The organism is Fluviicola sp. (assembly GCF_030151805.1).
In the GTDB taxonomy this organism is placed as follows: domain Bacteria; phylum Bacteroidota; class Bacteroidia; order Flavobacteriales_D; family Crocinitomicaceae; genus Fluviicola.
Genome location: NZ_JASLCN010000193.1, coordinates 1 through 10651, shown reverse-complemented (window position 1 = coordinate 10651; position 10651 = coordinate 1). Strand labels below are relative to the sequence as shown.

At 41.7% G+C, this 10651-nt stretch carries 7 protein-coding genes; 2 read left to right on the top strand and 5 right to left on the bottom strand.

Annotated elements, in window-relative coordinates:
* The coding region (locus Q1V93_RS07245) for an FAD-dependent oxidoreductase (RefSeq protein ID WP_300663252.1) at positions 1–526 on the bottom strand (526 nt) is incomplete at its 3' end.
* A gap of 242 nt (positions 527–768) precedes the next feature.
* Here Q1V93_RS07245 and Q1V93_RS07240 point away from each other — a divergent pair.
* Positions 769–2478: a PDZ domain-containing protein gene (locus tag Q1V93_RS07240; RefSeq protein ID WP_300663250.1), complete on the top strand. Its 1710-nt coding sequence runs from the start codon at positions 769–771 to the stop codon at positions 2476–2478.
* A 199-nt stretch (positions 2479–2677) separates the two neighbouring features.
* On the top strand, positions 2678–3637 hold the full coding sequence (locus Q1V93_RS07235) for a hypothetical protein (RefSeq protein ID WP_300663248.1): 960 nt from the start codon (positions 2678–2680) through the stop codon (positions 3635–3637).
* Between the two features lie 104 nt (positions 3638–3741).
* On the opposite strand, the gene Q1V93_RS07230 is transcribed toward Q1V93_RS07235, so the two are convergent.
* The 4 genes from Q1V93_RS07230 to mazG form a co-directional block, all read right to left on the bottom strand.
* Positions 3742–6849: a PKD domain-containing protein gene (locus Q1V93_RS07230; RefSeq protein ID WP_300663246.1), complete on the bottom strand. Its 3108-nt coding sequence runs from the start codon at positions 6847–6849 to the stop codon at positions 3742–3744.
* On the bottom strand, positions 6836–7267 hold the full coding sequence (locus Q1V93_RS07225) for a hypothetical protein (protein ID WP_300663244.1): 432 nt from the start codon (positions 7265–7267) through the stop codon (positions 6836–6838). Before Q1V93_RS07225 ends, Q1V93_RS07230 begins: the two co-directional genes overlap by 14 nt.
* Before the next feature lie 107 nt (positions 7268–7374).
* On the bottom strand, positions 7375–9711 hold the full coding sequence (locus Q1V93_RS07220; protein WP_300663242.1) for a TonB-dependent receptor plug domain-containing protein: 2337 nt from the start codon (positions 9709–9711) through the stop codon (positions 7375–7377).
* A gap of 192 nt (positions 9712–9903) precedes the next feature.
* Complete coding sequence (gene mazG, locus Q1V93_RS07215) at positions 9904–10650, bottom strand: nucleoside triphosphate pyrophosphohydrolase (RefSeq protein ID WP_300663240.1); 747 nt, start codon at positions 10648–10650, stop codon at positions 9904–9906.
* Between the last annotated feature and the right edge of the window lies 1 nt (position 10651).

Genomic DNA, 10651 nt, shown 5'->3' with positions numbered 1-10651 from the left:
CCATTTTCTTAGGTTGTGTTTTCATGCTCATTGCTTCGCGGTATCCGATGATTTTTGTTCCGTCTTGCGGTAAATTCGGCAATTGACGGGAACGAGCTCCTGTTGCGATGATGATTCCTTTATCAGCAGTGTATTCTGTTACCGTACCGTCTTCAGCAGTTACAGCTACTTTTTTACCTGCTTTCAGAACTCCAAAACCTTTGATTACATCGATTTTGTTTTTCTTCATCAAGAATTGAATTCCCTGGCTCATTCCGTTTGCAACTCCTCTGGAACGGTCAACCATTCCTCCGAAATCTGCTTTTGAATCTTTTACGGTAATTCCGTAATCAGATGCATGTTGAATGTATTCAAACACATTTGCACTTTTCAAAAGCGCCTTTGTTGGGATACATCCCCAGTTCAAACAAATTCCGCCTAAGGCATCACGCTCAACAACTGCTGTTTTCAAGCCTAATTGTGATGCACGGATAGCTGTAACGTATCCTCCGGGACCACTTCCAATAACTATGATATCGTAATTCATTTCTTTTTTCAATAAAATGGTAATGGCACGAAATTAATCAATTCTCAGGAATTGTGGATGAATAACCTGCTGAATTGAAAATTTCTTGGTTTCCTCCCTCAAGGGAGGATCGGGGAGGGTGGAGCATTGATATGATATTATGTGGCCACCTCCCATAATCCTTTCTCAAGGAGGGAAATGAATACAGCTGCAAATACACGTTTTTCTTCGGGAATTTCTAATTTTGAACAAAAACTCATCCAATGGCTCAGTATCATTTAGCGATCGAACAAGCAAATCAGCAATACATTCAATTCAAGGTTATTTTTGAACATGTGGCTCCGAATTCAATCATTCACCTGCCTAAATGGCGGCCCGGAAGGTATGAACTGGGGAATTTTGCGAAGAATGTAAGAGGTTTCAAGGTCTTTGATATGAACGGGAAGGTGGTGAGTTTTCATAAATCGGATCTTTCTTCCTGGACGATTGAATTGGAGGAAACAACAACTATCCGGGTTGAATACAGCTATTATGCGGCAGAATTAAATGCCGGTTCCACTTATTTAACGAAGGAAATGCTTTATTCGAATCCGGTAAATTGTTTCGTTTACCAGGATGGGAAAAAGGATGAAGCTTGCGAAGTATTTTTGAATATTCCTGCTAATTGGAATGTTGCCTGTTCGATGGAACGCGAAGGAAATAGACTGAGAGCTGCAAACTTTGATGAATTGGCAGATTCACCGTTTATTTGCTCGCCATCTTTGCAATACAATCAATATGAATCTCACGGAACGATTTTTCATTTGTGGTTCCAGGGAGATTGCATGATCGAATGGTCGCGACTGATCAAAGATTTCAAAGCATTTACGGATAAACAAATCGAGAAATTCATGGAATTTCCGGTTCCGCATTATCATTTCCTGTTTCATATTCTTCCATACAAAGCGTATCACGGAGTGGAGCATCAGAAATCGACAGTTATTTCGCTCGGACCAACTTATGATGTGTTCGGAGCACTTTATACCGAACTATTAGGTGTTTCATCGCACGAGCTTTATCATACCTGGAATGTGAAAGCGATCCGCCCGATTGAAATGTATCCGTATGACTATCAAACAGAGAATTTGTCGAAGCTGGGATATTTATGCGAAGGTGTAACGACTTATATGGGCGATTTGATGTTGTACAAATCAGGTGTATTTGATCTGGAACAGTATTTACATGAATTTACAGGTCAATTACAGAAGCATTTCGACAATTTCGGAAGATTCCATTATTCGGTAGCAGATTCTTCTTATGATACCTGGTTAGATGGCTATGCACCGGGTGCTCCGGGAAGAAAAGTGTCCATTTACACGGAAGGCTGTCTATTGGCTTTTGTGTGCGATGTCAAAATTCGGGAGCATTCAGGAAACAAACACGGTTTGGATGAATTGATGAAGCGTTTGTACTTCAATTTTGCATTGGAGAACAAAGGCGTGAGCGAAGAAGATTATATTTCCCTGTTAAAGGAATTGGCAGGCGATGAAATAGAAACGCTGATTAAGGATTATTTCTACGGAACAAGGCCGTTTGAAGCCATTTTGACAGAAGCACTTGAAGCTCTTGGCCTGGAATTGACACACAAACCAAATCACCGTTATTCGGTTGGAAGAATCGGGTTTAAATCGCTTGCAGCCGGAGCTCATTTTCATGTTTCTGCAATTTACCCGGGATCTCCGGCAGATTTAGCAGGATTGATGATTAATGACGAAATCATTGCAGTAAACGACTTCAAGCTGAATGGAGACCTGGATAATTGGTTGTCTTACCTGGATGATCAAAACAAACATTTGACCGTGATCCGCCAGGGGAAAATTATTGAGTTATCACTTCCGGAAGTTCAGCGTAGTTTCTACCTGGAATACGGCGTAAAAGTGATCGAAACCCCGAATTCTTTTCAGAAAAAGGCTTTTGAATGCTGGAGTAAATAAAATAAATAACACCTTGAAAAATTAGATTAAGCCTGTTGAAACCGGTTTGATTGATTTTAAAGAATTGATGAACACCAATTTAACGGGTTTGGGGGTATTTACAACGCTTATCAATTGAAAGTCGACGAATATAAATTCGGCGGATATGAGGTATGGCTTATGTATGACTATTGATTAATTTTGACGAAAATTTCATAAAATGATCAATAAAAAACTGTTTAAAGCAGCCCTGGTAGGTGTTGTTTTTATTTTCTCCAATTCGGTAAATGCACAATTCAAATTTTCAAGAGTAAACGTAGCAGATGGTGTTAAAACGGTAGTGAAATCAGGCGATAAAGTTGATATGCGCATTAGCCCTACAGGTAATGTGGAACAAAACTTCGTAGTTGACTTGGACATTGCTGCATTTAGAAAGGCCTATAAATATGATGTAGTAGTGATTGCTTATTTGCGCAATGATAAAATGAATTATTCGTATCTCCATGAGTTTGAATCGGTATTGAATACCAAAAAATATGGAGGAAAGGGAATTGTTCCGATCTATGCATATGACAATAAAAAATTCAAAGAAACGGATTACAAAACGCTTGCAAAAGACTTCATTGAATACGAAGGGGCTACACCTATTTCACGCAAGGTTGCTGTATACGGTTGTTATATTACCGGTGAAGAAGGGTACTTTGATGCAAATGATACGTATCAGTTCCGAAACAAATATTCTGAAGGAGAATTGCTTGGTTATATCGAATTGAATACAGTTTATAATAAAAAGCAAATCGAAGACTTCAATGCGAAACAAAAAGCTGCTGCGTACAACCAGGCTGAGCGGGATATCGATAACATGCAATCTCAATTCAAGAGAAATGTAACTGAAAATGTGGAGCAATATCTTGCTCCGGTTGTTGCAACTCCGATTTACGGTGCTTTATCAGAAGGATTAAAAGAAATCTGGGATTGGAGAGTAAAAGCTGTTCAAGCTGTAAAGTCTCCTGAGAATGCAGATAAATTTATTGCATCTGTTGCAGATTTAGGGAAAGATTTGGAAATCATGTATGCTATTTCGAAGAAAGACAAAGCTATTTTGAAAACCATGAATAAAGAAATTAAGGCGATAACCACCACCCAGGGAAAGTGGGATTATGTTAAATCAAAACAGTAATTCTTTTAGATAAAGAATCGCATTAAAAAAATGCTCCTTCATTTTGAAGGAGCATTTTTTATTTGGACGAGTAATTATGCGTCGTGACTTTTTAAATATTGGTTCTACTTCATGAGCTGAATATGCCCGGTTCTCGTAATTTTCTTGTCTGACATAGAGGATTTGAATCGAATGGTCCAGGTATAAATTCCGGCTTTACAAAGTTCGCCGCCATACGTACCATCCCAACCCACTTTGACATCATTGGATTCAAACAAGGTCTCTCCCCAACGATTGTAAATCGTCATGGTGTAATTGAATGGATCGTATCCGGAAGTAAAGATCGGAATGAAAATGTTGTTGAATTCATCACCGTCAGGAGTAAAGGTATTCGGAATGTAGAAAATCAATTCCTCCTGGATCGTAACAGTCAATTTGGTCGTATCCGGACAATTATTGATGTTGTTTGCAATCAGGATAATGGTGTAGCTTCCCGCCGCTTCAGCATAAGTATGCGTCGGACTAAAGGCCGTGCTGGTTCCTCCGTCGCCAAAATCCCAGGAATAAGCAGATGCATTTGACGATGAATTGATCATTTGGAAATCGGGGTTCATTAAGCCATGAACCGGATTGTTTACATTGAATGATGCAATGGCATTCGGGAAAACACAAACTGCGCTCGGAAATGAAGTCGTCGTTGAGCATCCTGCTGAGCTGGTAGAAGTTACTGTGAGATCATAGCAGCCAGGGTTCACAAATGAATGATTGACGCTGTTTAATTGATTCGAGTTTGGAGTTCCATCTCCGAAGCTCCAGGTAATTGAAGAACTTGCAGGACTGCTCAGATCAACCAACGTTGCATTGAATGGTGCACAGCCGGCAGCAACCGGAACATCGATTTGAACAACCGGCATTTCATTGATCACAATATCAGTCGTTCCAGGAGAAGAACATCCGCCGGAAATCGTATACGTAATCTGGTGTGACCCAACTCCTGCCTGATTCGGTGAGAATTCGCCGCTTGTAGCGCTGACAATACCAGTTCCTGACCATGTTCCACCCGGAATATTTGCTGTCAGAAAACTGTTTGCGGCACTTTCACAAAATGGTCCCACCTGAGTGATTACGGGAATCTGAGTGGAGTTGACCACTACGGTTGTTGTCGTAGAAGAAGTACAGCCATTTAAAGTCGTTGTTACAGTATAAGTTCCCCCCGCGCTCAAAGTTGCCGGAAGTGAAGCGTTTTGCGTTGACGCAGTGAATCCGTTCGGTCCTGACCAATTGTAAGTTGTTCCCGGTAAACTGGAAGCTTGCAACTGTATCGTTGTTCCATCGCATAACGGACCGTTGTTTGTAGCTGTTACCGTTGGAACCGGATTGACGGTCAGAGTCATGCTTGCCGTATTGGTGCAGGAGCCATTTGTTCCGGTTACAGTATACGTCGTTGTTACTGAAGGATTCGCAGTGACGGATGCTCCGGTTGTTGCAGATAACCCGGTAGCCGGGCTCCAGGAATAGGCACTCGCTCCACTGGCCGTTAACGTGGTTGAACTTCCGTTACAAATAAAGGTATTGGGAGTCACTGTTACGGTAATGGGAGTGACTGTTACGGTAACGGTTTGGGAAGACGAACAGCTTCCGGTGGTTCCCGAAACAGTATAAGTTGTAGTGACAGTTGGATTGGCTGTAACGGATGCGCCGCTCGTTGATGATAAACCTGTAGCAGGTGACCAGGAATAATTGGTAGCCCCGCTTGCAGTTAAAATCGTTGAAGCTCCGTTGCAGATCGACGCATTGGGTGAAACTGTCAGAGCCAATGGAGTGACTGTAACCGTTACGGTTTGTGAGGAAGAACAAGTTCCCGTAGTTCCGGTAACGGTGTATGTTGTAGTTGTTACCGGGCTGGCGCTTACACTTGCTCCGGTTGATGCAGATAGTCCGGTAGCCGGACTCCAGGAATAGGACGTTGCCCCACTTGCTGTTAAAGTTGTTGAAGCTCCGGTGCAGATATTGGCATTCGGTGAAACAGTTACGTTGACAGGTGTTACAGTGACAGTTACGTTTGCTGTAGCGGTACAGGAACCGGTTGTTCCGGTTACGGTATATGTTGTGGTACTTGTCGGATTGGCAGTTACTGAAGCTCCTGTGGTTGCGGATAAACCGGTAGCCGGGCTCCAGAAATAAGAGGTTGCTCCGCTCGCCGTTAAAGTTGCTGAAGCTCCCGAGCAAATACTTGTATTCGGTGAAACACTCACTGTCAGAGGTGAAACGCTTACAGTTACCGTACCTGTACTTGTACAGCCGGAAGTTGTTCCGGTAACGGTATAAGTAGTCGTTGTTGTCGGACTGGCGGTAACAGTTGCACCAGTAGTGGCTGATAAACCTGTTGAAGGAGACCAGGAATAGGAACCGGCTCCGCTGGCGGTTAATGTGGCACTTCCTCCCGGACAAATTGTTTGATTTGCCGGAGCAGTTACCGTGGCACTGTTAACCGTAATTGTTGTTGAAGACGAGGCATTACAAGGAGCAACACCAATGGCATAGTTGATTGTGTGTGTCCCGATTCCGGCAGCAGATGGATTGAACATTCCGGTAGAAGAAACGCCCGGTCCTGACCAGGTTCCTCCCATATCAGCAGCAATTAATTGCACGGGACCTGATGTTACACAGAATGGTCCGGCGGGAGTAATTGCAGGATTCGGAGGTCCGGTTTGAGCTCCGGGAGCAGGTCCAAGCTGTAAGGTGAAATTACTCGATGAACCACTCCAGTTTTCCACGATAATCATGATTTCCTGTCCGGCTGAAACAACGGGTGCAGGAACGGAAGACGGGCATGGAAATGCGGTTCCGAATTGATTACATCCGCTGGCTGCGCTGGCATAATTACATCCGATCTGATTGGATAAATTCTGAATGGCGTTACAGGGAGCCTGCCCATTCGGAATGTTAAATACAGCAACATCAAGGAATCCTCCGCTTGAATTACCGTCAATGAGCATGTTCAGTGGCCCGGATGTAGTAATATGAAGAATGATGTATCCCGTATTCGGACCAATCCAGTCCAGACAAGTACTTACACCAGGACCTGGATTTACAAATGTAAAAGGACCAGCTGTTCCGGGAGTACAAATGGAGGTGTTGGTATTACACTGTGCACTTACCGGATTAACATTGAAGATGGAAAAACTAAAGGAGAGGAGGAGAGTGATGAACGTAAGTTTAATGTGTTTCATAACCGCTGTATCCAAAGTGTGTAACTAATTCATTGATAATGGTAGGGCTGAGAGGCTCATTGCACTTGATTTGAACAGTTGTAAAATCACTGCTGAAATCGATGAGAGTGAGAAAAGGATAATGTGCCTTCAGGCGGAGATTTACTTTTTGTTCCCGCTGTTCATTGCCCAATGGCTGATAAGCAGTAAACGAAAAGGTGTAATCATCCGATTGCTGAATAATACATGTGGGATTTGTTCCCGATTGATGTAAGAGGAGATCAACTTCAGTCGTGGATTGATTGGAAGAAATCAATTGAGAACGAAGCTGCAGTAGGGAGTCTGTGCCTGGCGTTTGACCGAACGAAATAGTTGATAAAACTATTATTGATACGATTGAGACGCAGCATATTAGCTTTGTTTTATAGTAGTAATACATTGTAATTAGTTTCGCGTTCTAATATAAAACGAAACTATCAATAGTTGGTTGCCTAAATGGGAATTAAAAAAAGCGTGTTGATTAAAACACGCTTTTCTGAATCAAAGTTAGAATTTATAACTAAGTCCTAAACTCGGTAAAAATGGGAACTGATAAATCTTGGCATTCGTTACGCGGTTCACGTAGAAGATGTTTTTACGATTGTAAGCATTTGTTACGGATGCTACAATTTCCAATTCTGTTTTGTTTTTGAATTTGAATTGCTTCTTGATCGTGATGTCCAATCGGTGGTAAGTCGGAAGTCTCTTCGAATTGAATTCTCCTAAAAGCACTCCTACTGATGGCGAGTTGCTTGTTGTGTAATCCGTTGTAACTCCTTGTGAAAACGATTCGGATTGATAGAACCCTGCAGTTGGCGTGAATGGAAGACCAGAACCAAAGTTCCAGCGAACGTTCACCTCCAGGTCTTTCTTTTTACCGAATGCATAAGATGCAACAATGTTTATGTTGTGTCTTCTGTCAAATACAGGAGCGTATGAGGTGAATCCGTCCCATCTGGTAGATTTCCCGTAAGAATAAACTCCCCATAAGAACAATCTGTTAAAGGTGTATTTCAACAAGACATCCACTCCGTAAGATTTTCCGCTTTCGATCAGGAAGTTCTTTTTATAAACGTCGTCTTCTTTTGAGAACTCAGAAACGTCTTCGTATAATTTATTGACATTGATGTTACTCAATTGAGGGAAGTATTTAAAATATCCTTCTATGTTTAATGACAAGTTCTTTGTTAAGTCAAACTCGGCTCCTGCAATCGCATGCCAGGAATATTGAATTCCGTTTTTGGGATTTTTTGTTTTACCGTTTTCCGTAATGAAATTTTGTTGTACGTTGGAAGGTGCACTCAAAAGTCCGTTAAACAAATTGACGATATCTCTGTCTGAAGAAGCAGAAGTAAAGTTTTGAGAATAACGCCCTCCGGATAATTTCAAGCGGAAAAAGTCAGTTGCGTTGTATTTGATACCCAACCTCGGTTCAATGGAGATGGTACTCAAACTTGCGTAAGCCTGAACGCGTACACCCGGCTGAACAACGAAACGCTTGGAAACAAATTTGTAATTTGCGTAAGCACCGATCTCTACCGTATTGTTCTGATCCTGGATTTTAGAAGCAACTTCGTTGAATGTCAGGTAATCCGTTTTGAAAATGTTCATCATGATACCGTAGTCGATCTGGCTTTCATTCTTCAAAAAGTAAGAGAAATCAAATCCTAAATCCGTTCCGAAAATAGAGCTGGTTCTTGGTTGAGAACCTTCTTCCTCGAAATGCGTTTTGTAGCTTGATGCCGTTAAATGTCCTTTGATGAATGTTTTTCCACCACCCGGTAAAAGAATCCACGACAATCCTCCACCTGCTTGCTGGAAATCCAGAGCTGCAGATTCATTGTACGTTACTTTGTCGCTATTGCTGAATCCGAATACAGAAACTTTGGAACCTTGTCCGGTAGCGAACGTTAATTTTCCGTATAGATCGGTGAAGTTGTATGGCAAACCGTTGCCGTTATTTACCCCGCGATATAGTTGCTTTGCAGTGTAATCCAATAAGGAATGCTTTGCAGAGAAAATGAATGATCCTGCTCCGGGTCTTCCTTCTTTTGCGCGGTACAATGGTCCTTCCAATACTAATTTTGCAAGGAAAGGAGATGCGGAAACTTTTCCTCCGAAACTCTTTTTGTTCCCGTCGCGGTAAGTAATGTCCATCACGGAAGAAATTCTACCTCCGTATTTTGAATCGAATCCTCCGGTGTAAATATCTACGTTCTTCACCAATTCTGTTTCGAAAATGGAGAAGAAACCAATTGAATGGAAAGGATTATAAATCGTCATTCCATCCAATAAAATCTTGTTTTGAATCGGTGTTCCGCCACGAACATACAATTGTCCGCCCTGGTCACCTGTAGTAACAACCCCCGGTGTTACGGAAAAGGCTGCTGTAATATCATTTTCAGCTCCAACGGAAGGAATACGCTCCAATCCCTTTTTGTCTAATTTGATTACGGACATCAATACTTCCGTTGTTTTTGCCTTTGTTTCAGCAGAAATAACGACTTCTTCGATCGCATCAGGAGGAAGTAAGTCAATTCTTATTTCGGTAATTCCTGATTTCGCCTTAACGACGATCTCTTTGTTATATTCTTTGAATTCAACAGATTGAACCTTCAAAAGGTAGGTACCCATCGGGACTTTCGGAATGGTGAAGAAACCATTTACGTCGGTGTTTGCCCCAAGAATGTTCTGTGACTTATCTGTTGGAATAAGGATTACTTTTTCGAAGGGAACAACCTCACTGTTCTCATTGTTGAAAAGAAATCCGCGAATGATATGATCCTGTGAAAATGAATAAATGGATATGGTTAAGAATGCAACTATGGAGAGTATGTGTTTCATAAGGTTTACCATGAATTTAAAGAAGTTTCGAAGTTACATAATTAACACTAATTAACTAGCTAAAATTTTGAAAAATGATTAAACGTGCAGATTATTGATTGAACGGCCTTTAAGGAACAGGAAATAGTGAATAGCCAATAGCCATTTTATTACTCTTTCATCCCAATTAAGCTCTTGCCTAATGCCTATTGGCTAATTACTCTTGCGAAGCAAGTACTTCGCTTTCTCCCAATAAACATCCATTTCTTCCAAAGCCATTTCTGCCATATTCTGCTTGTCTGCAGCAATGAGCTCTTCCATTTTCTGGAAACGTGCCTTGAACTTCTGGTTGGTAGATTCCAAAGCGTCTTCCGGATTAATGTTGATGAAACGGGCGTAATTCACCAGGGAAAACATGACGTCTCCGAATTCATCCAGAATTTTGTCCTGGTCTAATGATTGTTGAGCTTCGTGCAGTTCTGAGAATTCCTCAATGACTTTATTTTTAACGTCTTTGATGTCTGACCATTCGAAACCGATTCCTTTTACTTTTTCCTGAATACGCATGGCTTTGATCAATGCCGGAAGCGTATTCGGAACTCCTTCCAAAACGGACTTTTTTCCTTCTTTCAGTTTGATCTTTTCCCAGTTTGCTTTTACTTCTTCTTCCGAATCTGCTGTTACGTCTCCGTAAATATGCGGATGACGGTGAATCAGTTTATCGCAAATTCCATTCAGAACTTCCGTCACGTCAAAAGCACCTAACTCGGAACCGATTTTGGAATAAAATACCAAATGAAGAAACAGATCTCCAAGCTCTCCCTTGATTCCGTTCAAGTCATTGGCCTGGATGGAATCCGCCAACTCATAGGTTTCCTCAATGGTTAAATGCCGCAGCGACTGGATGGTTTGTTTTTTGTCCCAGGGACATTTTTCGTGCAAATCGTCCATGATATTCAAC

Excerpts from the sequence above, each read along its gene's own strand:
- Q1V93_RS07240 (WP_300663250.1), top strand. The coding sequence starts at position 769 with ATGGCTCAGTATCATTTAGCGATCGAACAAGCAAATCAGCAATACATT.
- Q1V93_RS07235 (WP_300663248.1), top strand. The coding sequence starts at position 2,678 with ATGATCAATAAAAAACTGTTTAAAGCAGCCCTGGTAGGTGTTGTTTTT.
- Q1V93_RS07230 (WP_300663246.1), bottom strand. The coding sequence starts at position 6,849 with ATGAAACACATTAAACTTACGTTCATCACTCTCCTCCTCTCCTTTAGT.
- Q1V93_RS07225 (WP_300663244.1), bottom strand. The coding sequence starts at position 7,267 with ATGTATTACTACTATAAAACAAAGCTAATATGCTGCGTCTCAATCGTA.
- Q1V93_RS07220 (WP_300663242.1), bottom strand. The coding sequence starts at position 9,711 with ATGAAACACATACTCTCCATAGTTGCATTCTTAACCATATCCATTTAT.